Source organism: Mycolicibacterium vulneris, from assembly GCF_002104765.1.
In the GTDB taxonomy this organism is placed as follows: Bacteria; Actinomycetota; Actinomycetes; order Mycobacteriales; family Mycobacteriaceae; genus Mycobacterium; species Mycobacterium vulneris.
Genome location: NZ_NCXM01000020.1, coordinates 44,875 through 65,000, shown reverse-complemented (window position 1 = coordinate 65,000; position 20,126 = coordinate 44,875). Strand labels below are relative to the sequence as shown.

20 protein-coding genes and 1 pseudogene are annotated in these 20,126 nt (G+C 66.8%); 10 read left to right on the top strand and 11 right to left on the bottom strand.

Going from position 1 to position 20,126, the window contains the following annotated elements; genetic code table 11:
- Window positions 1–2: 2 nt before the first annotated feature.
- The gene (locus B8W69_RS19125) at window positions 3–668 is read right to left on the bottom strand and encodes a class I SAM-dependent methyltransferase (protein ID WP_085291357.1); all 666 of its coding nucleotides are present in this window, start codon (window positions 666–668) and stop codon (window positions 3–5) included.
- 82 nt (window positions 669–750) lie between these two features.
- On the opposite strand from B8W69_RS19125, the gene B8W69_RS19120 reads away from it, so the two are divergent.
- The gene (locus B8W69_RS19120; RefSeq protein ID WP_085291403.1) at window positions 751–1,755 is read left to right on the top strand and encodes a Gfo/Idh/MocA family protein; all 1,005 of its coding nucleotides are present in this window, start codon (window positions 751–753) and stop codon (window positions 1,753–1,755) included.
- On the opposite strand, the gene B8W69_RS19115 is transcribed toward B8W69_RS19120, so the two are convergent.
- On the bottom strand, window positions 1,743–2,582 hold the full coding sequence (locus B8W69_RS19115; protein WP_085291356.1) for a sugar phosphate isomerase/epimerase family protein: 840 nt from the start codon (window positions 2,580–2,582) through the stop codon (window positions 1,743–1,745). The two genes, B8W69_RS19120 and B8W69_RS19115, sit on opposite strands and share 13 nt — an antisense overlap.
- Entirely contained in the window at window positions 2,579–2,863 is a 285-nt protein-coding gene (locus B8W69_RS32285) for a SecDF P1 head subdomain-containing protein (protein ID WP_245843299.1), read from the bottom strand. Before B8W69_RS32285 ends, B8W69_RS19115 begins: the two co-directional genes overlap by 4 nt.
- Before the next feature lie 52 nt (window positions 2,864–2,915).
- Here B8W69_RS32285 and B8W69_RS32280 point away from each other — a divergent pair, with 52 nt between their 5' ends.
- The 8 genes from B8W69_RS32280 (at window position 2,916) to B8W69_RS19075 (ending at window position 11,809) form a co-directional block, all read left to right on the top strand.
- Complete coding sequence (locus B8W69_RS32280; RefSeq protein ID WP_165762645.1) at window positions 2,916–3,194, top strand: hypothetical protein; 279 nt, start codon at window positions 2,916–2,918, stop codon at window positions 3,192–3,194.
- 225 nt (window positions 3,195–3,419) lie between these two features.
- A complete protein-coding gene (locus B8W69_RS19105; protein ID WP_085291354.1) occupies window positions 3,420–4,103 on the top strand; it encodes a TetR/AcrR family transcriptional regulator in 684 nt (227 codons plus the stop codon).
- 243 nt (window positions 4,104–4,346) lie between these two features.
- Window positions 4,347–5,549: a cytochrome P450 gene (locus B8W69_RS19100; RefSeq protein WP_085291353.1), complete on the top strand. Its 1,203-nt coding sequence runs from the start codon at window positions 4,347–4,349 to the stop codon at window positions 5,547–5,549.
- The gene (locus B8W69_RS19095) at window positions 5,549–6,385 is read left to right on the top strand and encodes a mycofactocin-coupled SDR family oxidoreductase (RefSeq protein WP_085291352.1); all 837 of its coding nucleotides are present in this window, start codon (window positions 5,549–5,551) and stop codon (window positions 6,383–6,385) included. Before B8W69_RS19100 ends, B8W69_RS19095 begins: the two co-directional genes overlap by 1 nt.
- A 29-nt stretch (window positions 6,386–6,414) precedes the next feature.
- On the top strand, window positions 6,415–7,383 hold the full coding sequence (locus B8W69_RS19090) for an enoyl-CoA hydratase/isomerase family protein (RefSeq protein WP_064877274.1): 969 nt from the start codon (window positions 6,415–6,417) through the stop codon (window positions 7,381–7,383).
- Window positions 7,384–7,402: 19 nt separating this feature from the next.
- Window positions 7,403–9,754 carry a CaiB/BaiF CoA transferase family protein gene (locus B8W69_RS19085; protein WP_085291351.1) on the top strand — a complete coding sequence of 784 codons (2,352 nt, stop codon included), beginning with the start codon at window positions 7,403–7,405 and terminating at the stop codon, window positions 9,752–9,754.
- Window positions 9,751–10,512 carry an SDR family NAD(P)-dependent oxidoreductase gene (locus B8W69_RS19080; RefSeq protein ID WP_085291350.1) on the top strand — a complete coding sequence of 254 codons (762 nt, stop codon included), beginning with the start codon at window positions 9,751–9,753 and terminating at the stop codon, window positions 10,510–10,512. The genes B8W69_RS19085 and B8W69_RS19080 overlap by 4 nt, the downstream gene beginning before the upstream one ends.
- 19 nt (window positions 10,513–10,531) lie before the next feature.
- Entirely contained in the window at window positions 10,532–11,809 is a 1,278-nt protein-coding gene (locus tag B8W69_RS19075) for a hypothetical protein (RefSeq protein ID WP_085291402.1), read from the top strand.
- Here the strand turns inward: B8W69_RS19075 and B8W69_RS19070 are convergent.
- The 7 genes and pseudogenes from B8W69_RS19070 to B8W69_RS19035 all read right to left on the bottom strand — a co-directional run bounded on the left by B8W69_RS19070 (window position 11,806) and on the right by B8W69_RS19035 (window position 18,769).
- Window positions 11,806–13,167, bottom strand: coding sequence for an HNH endonuclease signature motif containing protein (locus B8W69_RS19070; protein ID WP_085291349.1), 1,362 nt, complete (start codon window positions 13,165–13,167; stop codon window positions 11,806–11,808). The two genes, B8W69_RS19075 and B8W69_RS19070, sit on opposite strands and share 4 nt — an antisense overlap.
- A 196-nt stretch (window positions 13,168–13,363) precedes the next feature.
- Window positions 13,364–14,482, bottom strand: a complete 1,119-nt coding sequence (locus B8W69_RS19065) for a M24 family metallopeptidase (protein ID WP_085291348.1) — start codon at window positions 14,480–14,482, stop codon at window positions 13,364–13,366.
- The gene (locus B8W69_RS19060; protein ID WP_085291347.1) at window positions 14,472–15,707 is read right to left on the bottom strand and encodes a M24 family metallopeptidase; all 1,236 of its coding nucleotides are present in this window, start codon (window positions 15,705–15,707) and stop codon (window positions 14,472–14,474) included. The genes B8W69_RS19065 and B8W69_RS19060 overlap by 11 nt, the downstream gene beginning before the upstream one ends.
- Window positions 15,704–15,901, bottom strand: a pseudogene (locus tag B8W69_RS32275) (amidohydrolase family protein); the annotation flags it as partial. The pseudogene B8W69_RS32275 and the gene B8W69_RS19060, both read right to left, overlap by 4 nt.
- Window positions 15,902–16,104: 203 nt before the next feature.
- Entirely contained in the window at window positions 16,105–16,833 is a 729-nt protein-coding gene (locus B8W69_RS19045) for an SDR family NAD(P)-dependent oxidoreductase (RefSeq protein ID WP_245843298.1), read from the bottom strand.
- Window positions 16,827–18,050, bottom strand: coding sequence for a cytochrome P450 (locus B8W69_RS19040; protein ID WP_085291345.1), 1,224 nt, complete (start codon window positions 18,048–18,050; stop codon window positions 16,827–16,829). The genes B8W69_RS19045 and B8W69_RS19040 overlap by 7 nt, the downstream gene beginning before the upstream one ends.
- A complete protein-coding gene (locus B8W69_RS19035; protein WP_085291344.1) occupies window positions 18,047–18,769 on the bottom strand; it encodes a TetR/AcrR family transcriptional regulator in 723 nt (240 codons plus the stop codon). The genes B8W69_RS19040 and B8W69_RS19035 overlap by 4 nt, the downstream gene beginning before the upstream one ends.
- A gap of 136 nt (window positions 18,770–18,905) precedes the next feature.
- On the opposite strand from B8W69_RS19035, the gene B8W69_RS19030 reads away from it, so the two are divergent.
- On the top strand, window positions 18,906–19,382 hold the full coding sequence (locus B8W69_RS19030) for a nitroreductase family deazaflavin-dependent oxidoreductase (protein ID WP_085291343.1): 477 nt from the start codon (window positions 18,906–18,908) through the stop codon (window positions 19,380–19,382).
- A gap of 18 nt (window positions 19,383–19,400) precedes the next feature.
- Here B8W69_RS19030 and B8W69_RS19025 read toward each other — a convergent pair whose 3' ends face one another.
- Window positions 19,401–20,030 carry a hypothetical protein gene (locus B8W69_RS19025; protein WP_085291342.1) on the bottom strand — a complete coding sequence of 210 codons (630 nt, stop codon included), beginning with the start codon at window positions 20,028–20,030 and terminating at the stop codon, window positions 19,401–19,403.
- Window positions 20,031–20,126 lie beyond the last annotated feature (96 nt).

Here is a 20,126-nt window from a genome sequence, read left to right as displayed (position 1 = left end):
GATCACGCGCTGGGTCGAAGGGCCTCGAATAGCTCGACTGAACCACTGTGCCGTGCAGCCAAGACTTCGAGGCCCGCAGCCCTGAGCCAGCGCTGCACGTCACCGGCCCGGGGCGTGATCCCGAAAAAGCCCGCCGCCTGCAACGCCGCCACAAAACGATCCTGACGCCAGCCGCGACCACGTACACAGGTACTCCCGCGAAGAATCCCACCCGGCTTGAGCACCCGGGCAAGCTCGAAAACCGCCGCTCGCGGGTCAGGAATGCAATGCAGACCGTTGAACGTCAATACCAGGTCAAAGGCGTTGTCCTGGAAGGGTAAATCGGTGACATCGGCCTCGGTGAACTCCATGAGGTCGGCCACACCCAACTGAGTTGCCCGGTCGCGCGCCCGCCTCAGCATGTCCGAGGAAATGTCGGCGGCCACATAGCGGCAATCCTGCCCAGGGCGCAGGCCACGAAAGGCAAAGCCACCACCGCACGGGATGTCAAGTACCTGGGCGCCGGCGCGAGCTTCACCGACACGCTGAACCTCTCCTAGGAGGTCATGTAACGTCAATCCCCACAACGTTTTTGCGCCCAGCGCAGCGATGCTGTCATGCGTTGCGGCCGCGTTATACAACGCCGATGCCACCCGAGCGGCACGCCAGCGGTCCGTTACCTGCCCCATCCGCTGACTCTAACGGGAAACCACGGCGTGGCAACCTGCGCGGGGCGATAAGCTCAGCGGCGTGTACGGAGACTATCCACCGGTGAAACCAGGCCGGCCGCTTCCTGCGGTGCGCATCGGCGTCCTCGGGGCGGCGAGCATCGCGCCGGCGGCGTTGATCGATCCCGCCAAGGAGAACGCGGAGGTGGTCGTCGCCGCGGTGGCGGCCCGCGACGTGCCGCGTGCGCAGGCGTTCGCCGCAAAGCACGACATCCCCACGGTGCACGGCGATTACGAGACGTTGATCGCCGACCCCGACATCGACGCCATCTACAACCCGCTGCCGAACGGCCTACACGGGCGCTGGACCCGGGCCGCACTCACCGCCGGCAAACACGTGCTGTGCGAAAAGCCGTTCACCGCCAACGCGGCCGAGGCCCGCGAAATCGCCGAGCTGGCAGCGGATTCGGACCGCGTGGTAATGGAGGCCTTCCACTACCGCTACCACCCGCTGACGCTGCGCGCCGAGGAGATCATCGCCTCCGGCGAGCTGGGCACACTGCGGCACGTGGAGGCCGCGCTGTGTTTCCCGCTGCCGAAGTTCTCCGACATCCGCTACGACTACACGCTTGCCGGTGGGGCGACCATGGACGCGGGCTGCTACGCGGTGCACATGGCCCGCACCTTCGGCGGACCCTCCCCGGAAGTTGTCACGGCGCACGCCAAACTGCGCGACCCCCGGGTCGACCGGGCGATGACCGCCGAACTGCGGTTCCCGGCCGGCCACACCGGGCGGGTGCGCTGCTCGATGTGGTCGCGGCGGCTGCTGCAGATCAGCGCCCGGGTGATCGGCGAACACGGGGAACTGCGCATCCTGAATCCGGTGCTGCCACAGGCTTTCCATCGGCTGTCGGTGCGGTCGCGGCGGGGCAGACGGGCGGAACGGTTCGGACGCCGGGCCTCCTACGCGTATCAACTGGACGCGTTCGCCGCGGCGGTGCTGCGCGGCGAACCGGTCAAGACCACCCCGCACGACGCGATCGACAACATGACCGTTATCGACGCGATCTATCGCGCCGCGGGTCTCCCGCTGCGCTACCCGAGCTGAACGTCCGACAGCAACCGCCGTGCGGCCTCGACACACGGGCGCATGCGGTCGATCGGACTCACGCCGGCCAGCGCCAATGACCTTCTGGGAACTTCGATTTCAAGCACGGTGTCGCGGGGCAGCGCGGACAGGAGGTCGTGCAGCGGAAGTTCGCCCTCACCGGGCACCATCCGCTCGAACATGGCCTCCTCCAGGTAGTTGTCGATGCGCGGGCGCAGCGTTGTGTCGTTGAGCTGGGCGTAGCCGATGCGCTCGGCGTCGATGGCGGCCAGTTCGGCGGCCCCGCCACCCGACCGCACCAGGTGCATGGTGTCGATCAACAGCCGGAAATCACTCCGGCCAACGTATTCCGCGGCGGCCAGCGCGGCGCCCAGGCTACCGATGGTCAGGCCGGGCACCGGCTCGACGACCGTGCCGATGTCACGCTGTGCGGCGAGCTCGGTCAGTACGGCGAACTGGTCGAGCGTCCGGGGCAGATCGGGGTCCAGGCTGACCACGTTGATCCACGGGACACCAAGTTCGGCCAGCACGTCGAGGTCGCCGCCCAGCGCGCTCACGTCGGCGCCGGGCAGCACCAGGAATCCGTCGCCGAGCGAGATGCTCACGCCCCGGTCGTCCGTCGCGGCGAGCAGGTCCTTCCGCAGAACGGTGTCGTCCTTCAACGAGAAGGGGGGATAGCCCAGCGGCACCAGCGGCATCCCCTGCACGGCGACCGAGACATACCGGCACCCCAGATCCGCGGCGAGGTTCACCAATTCGATTGGCGGCAGTCCGAATACGCTGAGCATGCCGATGCCGAGGCGGTCCGGGCGCCCCGAGCCCGTCATGCGGGGCGACCCACCAATTGGTCCAATTGCGCTGCGCCCTGGGCTGTTTGGGTCGTCAGCACGATCCGCCCCGACGTCGCCGGTTGTTCGATTATCGGTGCTTCCAGGACCATGTTGTCCCGGACGAAGGCCATGTGTTCCTGCAGATGCGCGCTCGTGAATGCGGACCACGCGGCCGCCGACGGCGGATCCAGCACGAGGGTCAGTTCGTAATAGTCCGCTGTCAAAGACTTCGGTGGGTCGACGCGGACGATCCCGAGCTGCATGGTCTCGGGGCCCAATGTGTAGACGGTGGTTCGCCCGATATCACAGGTGGTCAGGACGTCGGTCGGCTTGACGGGAGCGTTCGGATCCGTGGCCGGGCACTTCACGGCGGGCGTCGTCGGTTGTGACTTCGTCACCGGCCGGACGGGCAGCGGCGCGATCTTCACGACCGGCGGCGGTGGCGGAGATGGCGGCGCGGTGGTGCTGGTCGGCGCGGTGGTCGGCGCGGTGGTCGGCGAGGTGGACGGCGCAGGCTTGTGCGTCTGCTGGCAGCCACACGTCACCGCCGCGAGCAGGCCGATAGACCCAAGCCAGGCGGCGGCACTACGCGCGCTGAATCGACGGTGAATCATCGTCGATGGACTCTACCCGCAGGATCATTGATTCCATGTCCGACGGGAACTCCTGCACCGCAATTTCTTTGGTGCCGGGTAGCGCGCCGCGTCGAAATCGTGCAATTCGATGATGGTTGCGGGAGTGGCTTGGCCTGCGCGCATGCGGCATTCCGACACGCACACATCGCGGTCTTTACTGACACTACGAATATAGAGTAGCGTCGCCGTTGAGAAGATTATGGACAAACGCCGAAAACCCAACCCCGCCGAGCGCCGCCGCGATCTGTGCGACGCGGCGATCCAGTTGTTGGCCGATGACGGGGCCAAGGGCCTGAGCCATCTGAAGGTCGACCGCGCGGCCGGGGTGCCGGACGGCACCACCTCGTTCTATTTCCGCACCCGGTCGGCGCTGTTGCGCGCGGTGGCCGAGCGCTCCGCCGAGCTCGACCTCGCCGAGCTGCAGGCGATCGCGGACAGCTCCGATGGCGCCGGTGGAAATCGCGCACCGTCGCGGTTGTCGCAGGTGGTCATCCAGGCCGGCAGCGACCCGCAGTTGTATCGGACCAGGGCCCGCTACGAGCTGACCATGCAGGCCACCCGCGACCCCGCGCTGGCCGCGATTCTGCAGCAGGCTACCGACGAGTTCACCAAGCTGCACCGGGAGATCCTGGTGCAGCTGATGCCGCATGGTGCGGACCTGGATCCGGCCGTCATCGAGGATCTGAGCAACGTCACGCTGACGTTCATCAACGGCCTGCTGCAGCGGTTCGCCCAAGGCGACCGGATCATCGACAGCGCCGAACAGCTCGACGGGATCCTGTCGGCGATCGCCGCCGGCATCCTGAAAAGTTCGGACAAGGGGCGGCTGACCCAGGCCGGCGGCCTGCGGGTGTTGCGCCGCGGGGCGGCCGGATCCGCGTGAGGACGCCTCCGGGAAACGCGGGCTATGGATCTTGCCCCGGCATCCGCTGTATGGTTCTCTACGAGAATAGAGTAAACCCACGTTCATGCGCCGTTTTCAGCGGAGCTTGTGCAGAAGTCAGAGCGACGCAATTAAGCGGAGTGTATAAATTGCCCGGACCGAATCCAGCGCTGCGACGCTGGCGGCGCGAGCCCTGGTGCAGGTCATGCGGGCATCTAAAACTGCAGCGGTAGGAGGGTTTTCGTGACGGCGAGCACCGATAGCCATGTTCGGTTCGATCCATACGATGTCGGGTTGATCGCCGACCCGTATCCCATGTTCGCGCGATTGCGCGAAGAGGCGCCGCTTTATTACAACGCCGAATACGATTTTTACGCGGTGAGCCGTTACGCCGATGTCAGCAAGGCGCTTGTCGACCACGAGACCTACAGCTCCGCGCGCGGCGCGATCCTGGAACTGATCAAGGCCAACCTCGAAATCCCGCCGGGCATGCTGATCTTCGAGGACCCGCCGATTCACGACGTGCATCGCAAACTGCTGTCGCGCATGTTCACCCCACGCCGGATCGCCGCGCTCGAGCCGATGATCCGCGACTTCTGCGCTCAACTGCTGGATCCGCTGGTGGGCTCAGGACGCTTCGACTTCGTCACCGATCTTGGTGCGCAGATGCCGATGAAGGTCATCAGCATGCTGCTCGGCATCCCCGAGGACGACCAGGAGTACATCCGCGACCGCGGCAACGCCCAGCTGCGCACCGAGGCCGGCAAGCCCATGGACGCCGCCGAGCATGGCCTGTCGGTGGGTGAGCACTTCGAGGCCTACATCGACTGGCGCGCCGACCATCCGTCCGACGACATCATGACCGAGCTCCTCAACGTCGAATTCGCGGACGAAACCGGGACCACCCGGCGGCTGTCCCGCGAAGAGATCCTCGTGTACCTCAACGTCGTCGCCGGGGCCGGCAACGAAACGACAACGCGGCTGATCGGTTGGTCCGGAAAGGTTCTCGCCGAACACCCCGATCAGCGCCGGGACCTCGCCGAGAACCCGACGCTCATCCCGCAGGCCATCGAGGAATTGCTGCGATACGAGCCGCCGGCACCGCACGTGTCGCGCTACGTGACCCGCGACGTCACCGTGCACGACCAGACCGTGCCCGAAGGCAGCGTGATGATGATGTTGATCGGATCGGCGTGCCGCGACGAGGCCCAGTTCGGGCCGGACGCAGGCGATTTCAACATCCATCGCACCGTCCGCCCGCACCTCACCTTCAGCATGGGGACGCACTTCTGTCTGGGATCGGCGCTGGCCCGCCTCGAAGGCCGCGTCGCGCTGGAGGAGATCCTGAAACGATTCCCCGAGTGGGAGGTCGACCTGACCAAAGCAGTCCTCAGCCCGACCTCCACGGTCCGGGGCTGGGAGTGCATGCCGTCCCTGGTGCCATGATGACCGGCCGGGTCGAGGGCAAGGTCGCTTTCGTCAGCGGCGCCGCGCGCGGGCAGGGCCGCAGTCACGCCGTCCGCCTGGCGCAGGAGGGTGCCGACATCGTCGCGATCGACGTCTGCGGGCCGATCGACAATCTGGCCTATCCGCACTCGACGCCGGAAGACCTTGCCGAGACGGCGGATCTGGTCAAGAACCTCGACCGGCGCATCGTGACCGCCCAGGTGGACGTCCGGGACTACGACGCGCTGAAGGCCGCGGTGGACAGCGGGGTCGAACAGCTCGGTCGTCTCGACATCATCGTCGCCAACGCGGGCGTCGGCACCGATGGCAGGAAGCTGCACAAGATCCGCGAGGACGTGTGGCAGGACATGATCGACATCAACCTCAGCGGCGTGTGGCACACCGTCAAAGCAGGTGTGCCGCATGTCCTTTCGGGTGGACGGGGTGGCTCCATCGTGCTCACCAGTTCGGTTGGCGGCCGCAAGGCCTACCCGAACACGGGGCATTACATCGCCGCCAAGCACGGCGTCATCGGCCTGATGCGGGCCTTCGCCGTCGAGTTGGGCCCGCACATGATCAGGGTCAATTCGGTGCTGCCCACCCAAGTCAGCACCACAATGGTGATGAACGACAACACCTATCGGCTCTTTCGCCCGGATTTGGAAAATCCCGGACCGGACGACTTCGCCCCCATCTCGCAAATGATGCACACACTGCCGGTGCCTTGGGTGGAAGCCACTGACATCAGCAATGCTGTCCTGTTCCTCGCCTCTGACGAATCTCGTTATGTCACCGGCGTTTCGCTTCCCGTCGATGCGGGCAGCTTGCTCAAATAGGCGTCAACCCCAAGTGAAAGAAGAAGTCCATGCCCGAATATGACTACGAAAAGCTGAAGAAGGAAGCCGAGCAGTACATCAAGTTCGAAAAGGACAAGAAGAACCGGATCGCCTACATCACCTTCGATCGTCCCGACGCGCAGAACGCCACCAGTCTGGGCATGCGGCAGAACTACGCGGACCTGATCCACAAGTGCAACGTGGACGACGACGTCAAGGTGGTCGTGATCCGCGGCGAGGGCCAGGATTTCGGCAGCGGCGGCGACCTGCCCGAGCAGCGCCCCATGCTGGAGAACCCCGGTCTCCCGTTGCATCACGAGCTCGCAATCAACGATGACGACGTCAAGTACCCGCCGGGTGGGTCGTACCGCTACCTGTCCACCGTCACCGACTTCTACGCCAAGGCCCGTGCCGGAAACCGTCCGCTACAGGAACTCCGGAAGATCAGCATCATCGAGGCCAAGGGCTACTGTTACGGGTGGCACTTCTACCAGGCCGGCGACGCCGACCTGGTGATCTCCTCCGACGACGCCCTGTTCGGTCACCCCGCGTTCCGGTACGTGGGCTGGGGACCCCGGCTGTGGTGGTGGGCCGAGACGATGGGCCTGCGCAAGTTCTCCGAGATGCTGTTCACCGGAAGGCCGTTCAGCGCGAAGGAAATGTACGACTGTGGCTTCGTCAACAGCGTGGTGCCACGCGATCAGCTGGAAGCGGAGACCGAGAAGTACGCGATGGCATGCTCGCGGTCCCGCCCGACCGACACGGTCGCCGTGCAGAAGACCTTCCTCGAGCTGTACAAGCAGCACAAGGGCGAGTACTTCGGCAGCCTGCTGACCGGCATGGTCGAGGGCATGCTGCCGATGATCCAGAATGACGCGCAGGAAGTCGACCTCACCGAAGGCACCTTCAACAAGGGCCTCAACAACGTGGTCAAGGACAACGACATGAACTTCCCGCCGGAGTGGCGCCTGAGCCGCTCGGGCCGCGCGAAGCCCTGACCGTCTTGGCGGGGCGTGCATGTCCGCGCTGACGGGTATCAGGGTCGTCGAGTTAGCCGAATCCGTCGCGGGGGAGTACTGCGGGAAGCTGCTGGCCGACTTCGGCGCCGAGGTCATCAAGATCGAGGCGCCGAAGCGCGGCAGCGCGACCCGCGCCATGGCGCCCGTCCTCGCCGACGGGTGCGAAGGCAGCGCGTTGTTCGCCTACCTCAACACCAACAAGCGCTCCGTCATCCTCGATCTCGGTTCGACGGCCGACTTCGAGCGGTTGCACCGGCTGATCGACACCGCGGACGCGGTCATCGATGGCCGGGCCACGGACTGGTCCGCGCGGCACCCGTCGGTGGTCTTCTGCTTCATCACCCCGTACGGCCAAGGAGTGGCCGCCGAGTTCGATAATGCCCGGAGCATCAACGTGTTCCACGCGAGCGGGTGGGGATATCACACCCCGAGCCACCCGGATCCGGGCAAGCCGCCGCTGCAGGGACCGGGCCGCTTCCTGGCCGACTACGAGGCCGGGCTGGAGGCGGCGTTGTGTGTCGCATCGTCGCTGTGGGGACGGTTGCACACCGGCCAAGGCGAGTCCATCGACATCTCCCAGCAGGCCGTGCTGGTCTCACGCGCCGATTGCATCCTGGGTCGCCACGTGACCGGCGAGGTACCGGCCGACGGTGAGCGGGGTGATTTCGATCAGGCCGGGCCGGCCTCGTTCTTCGAGTGTGCCGATGGCTTCGTATACCTGTACATGACCAGCGGCGCGCACTGGGCCGGCATGAAAACCTTGATGTGCCATCCCGAATGGCTCGACACGTTTGAGGACGACTGGCTGGAGTTCTCCGTCACCGCTGAGAAGGTCGCCGCGTTTCAGCGGGGGTTCGCCGGCTGGGTCGCCGCCCTGCCCAAAGACGAGGCCTCGGAGCGGGCTCAGCGGCTCGGTGTCCCGCTGGTGCCCGTCAACGGCGCCGCGGACCTGCATCACTTGCCCCAATACCGCCACCGCGGATTCTTCCAGGGGGTCCGGCATCCGGTGCTGGGTGAAGCGGCGTATCCGACCGTGCCGTACGCGTTCAGCGCGTCGCCCGCGCGAATAGTCAGTGCCGCACCCGGACTCGGTGAGCACACCCGGCCGGTGTTGGAAGGCATCGATTCCCCGCGCGCCCGGCCGACGGTCAAGTCGGCGCAACTGAAGCCGCCCAGGGATGCCCGGGGCGGGCCGCTGGAAGGCGTGCGGGTCGTCGAACTCACCAAGGTGTGGGCCGGTCCGTACGCGGGCAAACTGCTGGCGATGCTGGGCGCCGAAGTCATCAAGATCGAAACGGCCGCCAGCCCCGAGGAGATGCGCGCCTACGGCGGCACCGACATCAACCACGCACCGTATTTCTTGAGCATCAACCCCGAGATCCTCAGCGTGGACCTCGATATCAGGTCGGTCGAGGGGATGGCGCGGCTACGCGAGCTGATCGCCCGCAGCGACATCGTCCTCAACAACCTGCGCCCGGGCGCCATGGAGCGCCAGGGCCTGGGGTACCAACAACTCACCGAGATCAAGCCCGACATCATCTCGGTGTCGATCAAGATGTGGGGCAACGACGGGCCAATGGGCCACCAAACCGGTTATGCACCATGCTTTGCCGCGCTGGCCGGACCGGCCTCACTGGTCGGCTATCCCGATGGGCCGCCGCTCGGGACCAGCATGCGCTACGGCGATTCGACGGTGGGCGCGGCCGCCGCCTATGCCGCCGTGGTGGCGCTGTTGCATCGGGAACTCAGTGGCGCCGGCCAATTCGTCGACGTGTCGGCCGTTGAGACGCTCTCCTCGATGATCGGTGACTGCCTGCTGGAGCAATCGCTGACCGGACGACCACTGGGCCCCAGCGGCAACGCCAACCCGGACATGTGCCCGCACGGTTGCTACCCGTGCGCCGATGGAGCGTGGATCACGCTGGCCGTCGCGAGTGACGCCGAATGGCGCCGGTTGTGCGAGGCGCTCAGCGCCGCACCACTGGCCGACGAGCCCCCCTACGCCACGCACGAGGCGCGACACCGGCACGCCGAAGCGCTCGACGCGGACCTCGCCCGGCTCACCCGAGGGCAGGACGCGGAGCGACTCGCCGAGCGCCTCTGCGCAACCGGGGTGCCGGCCGCCAAGAGCGCCACCTCGGTGGATGTGATTGCCGATCAACGGCTGTGGGACCGCGAGCTGTACCGCTTCGTCACGGATCACCGCGAGGGCCAGCGACCGGTGCTGGGTCCGTCCTGGCGAATGGCGCGCCGTCCGGCCCGGGTCGCGCGCGGTGCGCCGGACCTGGGCGAGGACACCGACTACGTTCTTCACGAGATACTCGGCAGGCAACCGATGGGCGGAGCATGACGACACTGGCGCGAACAGCAGCCCTGGTCACCGGGGCCAGCAGCGGCATCGGCGCGGCGACGGCCCGGGCTTTGGCGGCCCAGGGAGCGGCGGTGGCCCTGCTCGCGCGCCGTGCCGACCGGTTGGCGGAGCTGAAAGCCGAGATCGAATCCGCCGGTGGCACAGCGCTGATAGTGGCCGCCGACGTCACCGACGCCGAACAGGTGGCGTCCGCGGTGCAGCGCACCGTCGCGGAGCTGGGACGGCTTGACATCCTGGTGAACAACGCCGGCCTGATGCAGTCGGCGCCCGCGACCGAGGCGTCGCTGCAGGATTGGGACCAGATGGTGTCGGTCAACGTTCAGGGTGTCCTCTACGCCACCCGCGCGGGGCTTCCTCACCTGATCGACGCGTCCGCCGACTCGCCGCGCGGCGTGGCAGACCTGGTCACCATCAGTTCCACCGCCGGCTGGGTGGCCCGGCCGAACACGGCGGTGTATTCGCTAACCAAGTTCGGCGTCAACGCCTTCAGCGAAGGGCTTCGCCAGGAGGTGCTCGGGAAGCGGGTGCGGGTCGGAGTGGTGAGTCCCGGAACGGTCGACACCGAAATCTTCAGCCACCTGGCCGAAACGTCACGCGAGGCGTTCGAACGGCAGACCGCGGGCATGGTCATGCTGCGGCCCGAGGACATCGCGGACGCGGTGCTGTTCATGGTGACGCGTGACCGGCGGGTCGCTGTCAATCACATGCTGGTGCGCTCCGCCGAGCAGACCTGGTAGCGGCGTGGAGTCGGATTGGGTGATCGGCGATCACCACGGATTGCCGCTCCCGGCTGACCCCGCGGCGTTGCTCGTCGGGGGAGTATCGTTCCTCACCAGCGCGTTTCGGGCCTCCGGTGTGCTCACGGAGAACAGCGTCGCCCGGATCAGTGAATTCCGGGAGATCGGCGGTGGCAGCACGGGCCGCAAGGCGATGCTGTCGATCGAATACGACCTTCCCGCGCCGAGTCTGCACACCGAGCTGTTCGTCAAGTTCTCCCGCGATCTCGACAATCCGGTGCGCGACCGCGGAAGGACCCAGATGGAGTCCGAGGTCCGGTTCGCCTCGTTGGCGTGTGCGCCGCAATTTCCGATCGCGGTGCCCAGCCCACAGTTCGCCGATTACCACGCACAGAGCGGCACCGGGATCTTGATTACCGAACGAATCAGCTTCGGCGCCAACGGGATCGAACCCCATTACCACAAGTGCCTCGACTACGAGATGCCCGAGCCGTTAGAGCATTACCGCGCGCTGCTGACCGCGCTGGCGCGGCTTGCCGGCACACACCGGTCCGGCCGGCTGCCCGCGGAACATACCGAGCAGTTTCCACTGGACGTGCAGTCCGCAACGGTGGGAGAGCGGGCACCGTTGTCGATGGACACATTGCAGCGACGGGTCAATCGACTCGGTCAATTCATCGACACCCACCGCGGCCTGGTGCCGGCCGGCGTGGGCACCCCAGAGTTCCTGGCGCGGTTGGCCGCCGAGGCCCCGCGGTTGGCCCTGTTCGAGGACGCGGTCGCGGATCACTTGGCCGCCGACGGCGATTACGTCGCGCTGTGCCACTGGAACGCCAATATCGACAACGCGTGGTTCTGGCGCGATGGCAACGGCACTCTGCGCTGCGGCCTGATGGACTGGGGATGCGTAAGCCAGATGAACCTGGGCATGGCTCTGTGGGGGGCGATGTCCGGCGCCGAGAACGAGATATGGGATACCCATCTCGACGACCTGTTGGAATTGTTCGTCGCGGAATTCGAGCGTTGTGCCGGTGCGCGCCTGGAGCCGGACCGGCTGCGCCGGCACACGCTGCTGTATGCGGCGGTGATGGGCGTGGCCTGGCTGCTGGACGTACCGGCATTGCTGCGTAAGCGATTCGACATCGCGCCGAGCAGCCGGGCGGACCCGCGGATCAGGGATGACGAGGGTGTGCGCGCGCCTCTGCAGATGTTGTCGAACCTGCTGCTGCTGTGGCAGCGGCACCCGCTGGGCGACCTGCTTGACGAGGCACTGGCCGAGGAAGGGCGCGTCGTCTAAGGCGCGTTGTCGTCTCGGTCCTGAAGCAGCTTCTCGGGATGGTGAAACACGTTGATGCGGGGCCTTCCACGGTCCAGATGCGGGGGCGGAAGCCATTCGGTGTCACCCTTGGCGTTCTTGCGGGTGGTCCAGCCGCCGGGTCGCAGGAGGCGGTGCTGGGGTCCGCAGGCGAAGGTGAGGTCGTTGACGTCCGTGGTCTGGCACGTGGCGTACTCGGTGACGTGGTGGACCTCGCAATAGTAGCCGGGCGTGGTGCATCCGGGCGCCGAGCAGCCGCGGTCTTTGGCGTACAACACGATTCGCTGACCCGGTGAGGCCAGGCGTTTGGTGTGATACAGCGCCAGGGCCTTGCCCCTATCGAAGATCGCCAAGTAGTGATGCGCGTGGCGAGCCAGACGGATAACGTCGCTCATCGGCAGGATCGTGCCGCCACCGGTCAAACCACGCCCAGCCGCGGCTTCCAGTTCTTGGAGCGCGGTGGTGACGACGATGGAAGCCGGCAGGCCATTGTGCTGACCCAACTCGCCCGAAGCCAGCAGACCCCGCAGCGCCGCGTTGAGTCCATCATGGTTGCGTTGACTGGCCGATCGCGGATCGCGCTCGATGGCCTCTTGGGTGGGCGCGCCGTCGACGCACGGGGCGTCGTCATCGGGATTGCACATGCCCGGCGCGGCGAGTTTGGCCAAGACGGCTTCGAACGTGGCGCGTGCCTCGGGGGTGAGCCAGCCGCGTAGCTGCGACATGCCGTCGGCTTGCTGGTTGCACAGCGTCAGGCCGCGCTGCCGAGCCCGGTCCTCGTCGGTGAAGGTGCCGTCGGGGTTCAGACAATCCGCGAGGATGTCGGCCAGCTTGCCGAGTTGTTCGGGCCGATACCGGGTTCCCTCCGTGGCGAGTTTGGCCTCGGCCTGCTCGCGGGTGGCTGCATCTATCCAGCCGGGCAACTGGTAGTAGAACTTGCGGATCACCGAGATTTGACCGGTGCCGAGCGTGCCGTCTCGTTGCGCGGCCGCAGTGGCGGCCAACATCGGTGCTAGCGGTTCGCCGGTGAGGCCATGGCGCGGGCCCAGATCCCGGGCCTCCTTGATGCGTCGGGATGCTTCGGCGCGGCTGATCAGCGTCGTCTCCGCGATCGCATGCGACAGCGTGCCGCCGAGCTCCTCGGACGGCGCTTGGCGGGCAAGGGAATTGATCAGTGGATGCTCGATGGCCGGCAACCGGCGGCGCACCATCTCGCCGCGCTCCAACGCCGCTAATTGCTCGCGGGTGGCCAACGCATCGCAGTCAGACCCGATCACGTGGCTGAGGGCAGCGTCGATGACATCAAACGCCGCGGACAGAGACTCGCGATCTATGCTCACACCCCGACGCTATCGGAGACCACCGACACAAATCGCTGCCCTGATACCACTGAAACTAAAGTGGCACAGGTGATTTCACCGGGTCCCAGGGCGTGGGGATTTACGCCGCCGACACGGGGGCAAGCGTTGACGGGAAACCCCGGAGGCCCAATTTGGGCTCGGTGTCGTGCGGTCCTGGCGCAGACGAACGAGTCGGCTAACTCCACGTGGGGCTGGTGGTCAGCACGTCCAAGCCCGCTTCGGTGATGTGCACGGTGTCCCGGCGGAACACCGCGCCAGCCCCCCGCTGCCACACATACCCGGTGATCGCCAACACCATCCCGGCCTCGAGCACGTCGTGTTCGCCTGCGGCCACGAGCGTTGCGGACACTACGGGCGGGTCGAAACCCAGCCCCAGCCCGTGCGCGACCGGCATCGGCGGCACCGGCTCACCCGCTGCCTCGTATGCGGCGAGCAGATCGCGTGTGGACGCGCCCGGACGACACGCGGCAAGCATGCTGTCGTACAACCCGTTCGAGCGCTCGAAGAGCGCACGTGCCTCACCGGTGACGCCATCGCCGGCCGGCCAGGTTCGGCCGACCTCGGCGACGTAGCCATTCGCCAGCGCGCCGGCGGCGAACGCGACGAGATCACCCGCACGGACCTCGTGAGCGGCCGCGCGACGCCACGGCTGATCCCGCGAGGTGACCCATGCGGCGTCCTGGGTGGCCGGCGTGCTCACCCCGCCCGCGGCCATCGCCTCCATCATCACCCCGGTCAGCGTCCGCTCCGCGGCGCCCGGCGCCAATTCGCCCAGGGCGGTAGCCAACCCGCGTTCGGCGACGCGCAAGGCCTGATCCATCGCCGCGATTTCGTTGGGCGTCTTGATGCGTCGCGCCGCACGCATCGCCGGCTCGGCGTCGACGAGCTCGGCATTCGGAAACGCGTCGGGTAGCAGCGCGGCGAAAGTCGCTGTGATCGCGTCGGTTCCGACCCGCCGCGCCGCCTCGGCGCCGTCGACCTTCTTCAGGACGTCGATGAGCGTCATCGGGTTCCAGGCCAGCCCGTACAGGTGATCGTGGCCGATCTCCTCCGGAACGCCCTCGTCGTCGGTGCTGTTGAGGTAGATGTCTCCGGTGGCGCGCACCAGTACACACATCGGACCGAACGGCCGGGTGCCGGCTATCCACAGCTGTGGAGCGCCGGTGACGTAACGGATGTTGGCCTGCCGGCCAAGCACCAGGATGTCCAGGCCGTGCTCCTCCATCTGGGCCAACGCCCGTTCCTTGCGGCCCGACCGCAACGCGCGTTCGTCGGGCAGAACTTCAGTCGCCATAGGGGGTGTACGGGTAGTCGGTGATCGGCGCGTAGCCGTCTTCGGTGATCACCACGATCTCCTCACTGCGGTAGCCTCCTGTGCCGTCCTGCCACACCACGGGTTCCAGCACCAGCACCATGCCGGGCGGGAAGACGAAATTGTCGTCGAACTCCTCGCCGAGATCTGTCCCGATCATCGGCGCTTCGGCGGGGTAGGTGCCGATGCCGTGGCCCAGATAGAAATGCGGCAGCCACGGTTTGCGACCGCCGTTGGCCGCGATCGCGGCGCGCGCCAGGTCGCCTGAGGTCACGCCGGCTTTGGTGACCGCGAGCACGGTGTCCAAAATGGTGCGCCACTGACGGAATTGGTCTTGCTGTCGTGGCGTGGGCGCCTCGCCGACCACCCAGGTGCGGCCGAAGTCAGAGCAGTATCCGTGGTAGGTGATGCTGATATCCGTCCACAGCACGTCGCCCGCGGCCAGCTCCCGATCCGTCGGTAGCAGGGGCAGCGCGAGATCGCCGTGCGTCGTCCACACTCCGGCTTCCCGCGAGCTCGGCATCACCTGCCAGATGGCCTCCAGCATGTTGGTGGTGGCGCCAAGCTCGAAAGCGCGACGCACGAACGTGGCCGAGAGATCGATCTGACGCACACCGGGTTTCAACGCCTGCTGCACGTCGACAATCGCCCGTTCGGTGATGCGGGCCGCCCGACGCAGACAAGACAACTCGTCGCGGGTCTTCACCAGTTGCGCGGCGCCGAGCACGATCGCCGCGTCGGTCGGCGCACCCGCGGGAAACAGCTTGGGCGCCGCCCGCCGCATCGCACCGGTGAGTTCGTCTACGGCGACGTTGGCCCCCGGCGGGACGATCCCGGCCAGCTTCCGCGCGAAATCCTCGACACCATGGTCGAATTCGAGGTAGGCGGGACCGTGCAGATGGTCGTCGGGCACGGGATACTCCGCGGACGCCCCGCTGCGGAACGGCATGAACAGGTGCGGATGCACGTCGTCGGCGAGCACGACGGCGACCGGGCGCTCCACGTGTGACAGGCCGGCGTCCAGGAGGGGCCAGCTGGCACCGGTCGCGTAGCCGACATAGCCGTTCATCAGCAGGATCAGGGCGTCGACACCGTGTTCGGCCATGGCGGATCGCAGCCGCGCACCGATCTCGGTGCGCATGCGCGCCCAGTCCGGCTCATCGGGGATGTCGAGCACCGAGGCGCGGGCAGTAACCGAATTCGTCATGCGGAGATCCCCAGGAAGTTTTTGATGTTGCCACCGACAACCCGAACGGCGTCCTCGGGACCGACCGCGTCGACCACCGCGACCAGCGACCGCTCCGAATAGCCGAAAGTGCTTTCGCTGTGCGGGTAATCGGACGACCACATCACCTTGTCGATCCCGATCTCGTTGATCTGTCGCACCGAGATGTGGTTGTCGGCGGAGAACACCTCGGTGCCCGCCGGCAGGCCGGTGCTGAATTCCGCCGCGTGACCGCGCCGGTCCTTGGGCGCACCGATCACGCCTTCGGGGTAGAGCGTTGGGGCTGGGCTGGACATCGTCGTCCCTTCGTTTTCCAGATCAGTTCGCGTTCAGCGGGTCAGCACACCGATCCGCTGGAGGTCGGCCAGGTATTTGTCGATCAGCTCCCTCGACAGGTGGGGGATCGCGCGCCCGGCGGCATGGACGGCCGCCCGGAATCGCTCTCCGGGCACCGGCGATCCCGCCACCGCGGCCATGGGTTCACGGTAGACGTCGAGCACCGTCCGCACCGACTGTCCGCGCTGACAGTGCTGTGGCCCGATCTCGGCGATCGCATCGGCCAGGAAGTCGACCGGCAGACCCGCCATGTCAGCCGCGTCAGCCGGGCCTGCAACGTCGGTGTGGCGCGGCCGTACGACGCACCGCTGAGCAGGTTGGTCTTGGTCAGGCCCGGATGGGCGGCGTTGGACAGCAGCAGACCCAGCAGCCGTCCGGTCAAGGCGAAATGCCCCAAATGGTTTGTACCGAACTGTAATTCGAAACCATCGCTGGTCTCTTGCCGTTGCGGCGGCGTCATGACGCCCGCGTTGTTGATCAGGATGTCGATCGGGCGACCTTCTGCGATCAGCTCGTCGCCCACCGTGGCGACGCCGGACAGCGACGACAGGTCGAGCTGCCTGATGTTGAGCTTGGCCTCCGGCACCTCCCGACGGACCTCGGCGATCGCCTGTTCGCCCTTGACCCGGTAGCGGATCGCCATCACAACGTCGGCACCGCCGGCCGACAGCCGCTTGGCCAACCCGAACCCCAAACCGCTGTTGGCCCCGGTTACTACGGCAAACCTGCCACGCAGATCTGGAACGTCCAGCGACAGATCGGGCTTCACCATGTCACGGGCAGCTCATAGAGTCCGTACGCCAGTGCATCATGTTTGAACGGCAGGTCATTCAGCGGCACGGCGAGATGCAGTGTCGGAATGCGGCGGAGCAGCGTGGGCAAGACGATCTGCAGTTCCATGCGGGCCAGCTGCTGTCCCACACACTGGTGGCGACCGTAGCCGAACCCGACGTGCGGCCCGTCCTCGCGGAGCAGGTCGAGGCGGTCCGGGTTGGGGAACTGGCGGGCATCCCAGTTGGCCGGGGCGACGTCCAGGATGATGCCGTCGCCGGCACGGATCGTCTCGCCGCCAATCTCGATGTCCTCGATGGCGATTCGCCGCTGACCGGTCTGGATGATGCTCAGGTAGCGCATCAGCTCTTCGACCGCGGCGGCGACGACCTTCGGGTCATCGGTGTCGCGCAGCAGCGCTCGTTGATCCGGGTGTTCGAGCAATGCCGCAATGCTCAGGCTGATCATGTTCGCGGTGGTCTCGTGGCCCGCGATCAGCACGCCGGTGGCCAATTGTGCGGCCTCGCGCACGCTGATCTCTTCGGCGTTGACCCGCTCGGCCAGGTCGGACACCAAATCCTCTGAGGGGCTAAGCATCTTGGTCCGAACCAGATTGGCCAGATACTTCGCCAACGAGGCGGCGCCCTGGGCGGTGTCCTCCTCGGTCGCGTAGCGGCCCATACCCCGCTGGGCTAGGGTCTGGAAGAACTCCGCGTCCTCGTAGGGCACGCCCAGCAGTTCGCTGATGACCAGGGAGGGGACCGGCAGCGAGAGGGTGCTGACGATGTCGCCCGGCTTTGGGCCCGCCAGCAGGGCGTCGATGTGGTCGTCGGTGATCTTCTGTACCGCCGGCCGCAGTGCTTCAACTCGCTTGAACGTGAACGGTTTAGACAGCATCCGGCGGAACCGGGTGTGTTCTTCTGCGTCGGAGGTGAACACCGAGCGCGGGCGTTTGTGCACCGTGGCCAGCATGCCCGCGTTCCAATGCGGATAGCCGGGCAGCCGGTCGTCGACGCTGGTGCGGGAATCGGTGAACAGCGCGCGTATCGCGTCGTAGCCGTGGATGAGCCACGGCGTGCTGTCATCCCAGATCCGGACCCTGCTCAGCTGTTTGTCGGCGTTGAGCACCAGCACCGGCGGAGGCGGGGCGAATGGGCAGCCCGGCGCCCGTGTCATCGGGAATTCCGGGATATCGGTGGCGGTGGAACCTTCGGTCATCGTGCTCCTCGGTTGTCGGCCTGCGCGGTCGTCTGTGTCGGCTGGCCGCCGGCCGCGCCCACGTGAACCGGCGCGCGCCACAGGCCGACGATCGCGTCGATCAGCCCTTCGCCGGCCACCGGCCACGCCGAACGCGACCGCGGTCCGTGTTCGGCCAGCGCGCCTTCGTGCTCAGCGCAGGTGTGCATGAGCAGGTTGCGCACCATCACCATTCGTTCCGAACGCACCCGCTTGGGCAGCTCCGGCAGGCAGCGGTTGATGCCGTCGAGCGTCTGCACCAGCAACGGCGACGCCAGTGCGTCTTTGGTGACCACATGGCGGTAGGTCGGATCGGCCATGGCCTGCGCGGCGAATCGGGCGTACCAGGTCGGGGTGCCCAGCGCGGACAGGTGATCGGTCAACGGGCGCACCAGGGCGCCGACCCAGTCGCGTAGCTCGGTCGAATTACCGATGGCGGTCAGCATCTGGGCGCGCAGCTCCTCGATCGGCTCTCGATGCTTGCTTTCGATCGCGCGGAGCAGGTCGACCCTGGTGCCGAAGTGGTAGCACGCCGCGGCGTTATTGCCCTGGCCGGCCGCTTCGCTGATCTGCCGGTTGGACACGGCGTACATACCGCGTTCGGCGAAAAGCACCTCGGCGGCCGACAGGATCGCCTCTCGGGTGCCCGTCGACCTGTCGGACCGAGCGGCCCGTTCGGCAGTCATCGCCTCAGTGAACACCTCGCCCCGTATTAAATCAAGCGCTTTATTTAGCCGGGCGGGCCGCGTTTCGGGTGCGCACCGAAACCTTGGTTCGTTAGCGGCATTTCATCGCCGTGACGCCCTGGCCCGGCGCCCAGCGAATACAGTCATGCCCATGAATCCGCTGCAGCGGCTGGCGCGCAACCCCACGGCCTACCGCGTGCTGGTCCTCAACGGTCGCCAGATCGTGGAGGGGCTCGAAGCCGTGCTTCGGTTCCTGACCAGTGGACGGCTCGGCGCGTTGGATCTGGCCGGCGTGCCCAACGTGCGGATCACCCTCTCGGGCCGCAAGACCGGTCTCGCCCGCAGCGCAACCGTGCAGTACGTACCCTTTCGCGACGGCCTGCTGTTGGTCGGATCGAACTGGGGCCGCGTGCGCCACCCGTCCTGGTCGGCGAATCTGAAAGCGGCGCAACGGGTCACGGTGCGCCGTCGGGGCCACCGGTTCGTGGCGTCCGTGCGGCTGCTCGGCGGCGCGGAGCGCGACGAAGCGTGGGCCCAGGCGCTGACGTCCTGGCCGAATTATCGCCTCGCCCAGGAACGCGCCGGCGCGCGCCGGTTCCGGCTGTTTCTGCTCACGCCGGCCCCGTGAGTGTCTTCGTCGCCGTTTCTAGCCGCCGAGTCCGTTCTTGACTGCGGCGTCTTGTTTTTGGCCGACATCAGTCACGAAGTCCGGCGGCACGAGGGCGCTGGGCGGGCCGTCGAATTCCAACTCGACGAAGGCTTTGCCCTCGGTGAACATCAGCACGGTCACGCCCTTCGCGCCGTCGGGCGAGGGGCCCGAGATCGTGGTGCCCCCGGTGCCGATGGCGATCGGCTCGGGCGCCCCGTGGACGTAACCGTCATGCGTCGAGTTTGCCGATTCCAGCGCGCGCTGCGCGGCGGCGGGATCGGACAGGACCTGAACGCTGTCAGCGATCACGTGCGTCCGGTCGTTGTTGCTGAAAGTGGTGCTGGCGCCCGGTTGACCGTTCGGGTTGTTGATCGGCGGGGTGGCCGTGAAGACCTCGGGCGCGTTGATATCGCCTGGCGCGATGAGCAACCGCGTGTAGTCGGAGGGCTGGGCGGGCGCGGGCGTCGATGTCGCGGCGTGCCCGGGCGAACTCGAGGCGACCGACGGCGACGTGGCCGGCGATGTGGCCGGCGTTGACTTCGACCCGTTGCCGCAGCCCAGCACCGTCGCGCCGGCCAGTGCCAGCGTCAACGGCACCCCGACGGCAAGCCTGAAAAATTTGCTCATGGACGTTTCCTTCCGCCCCCGGCTTCGACACCGCAAACGGTAACGCAACGGAAGCACCCATGTCGCGAAACGTGGTTAGCGCACGGCAGTTACTCC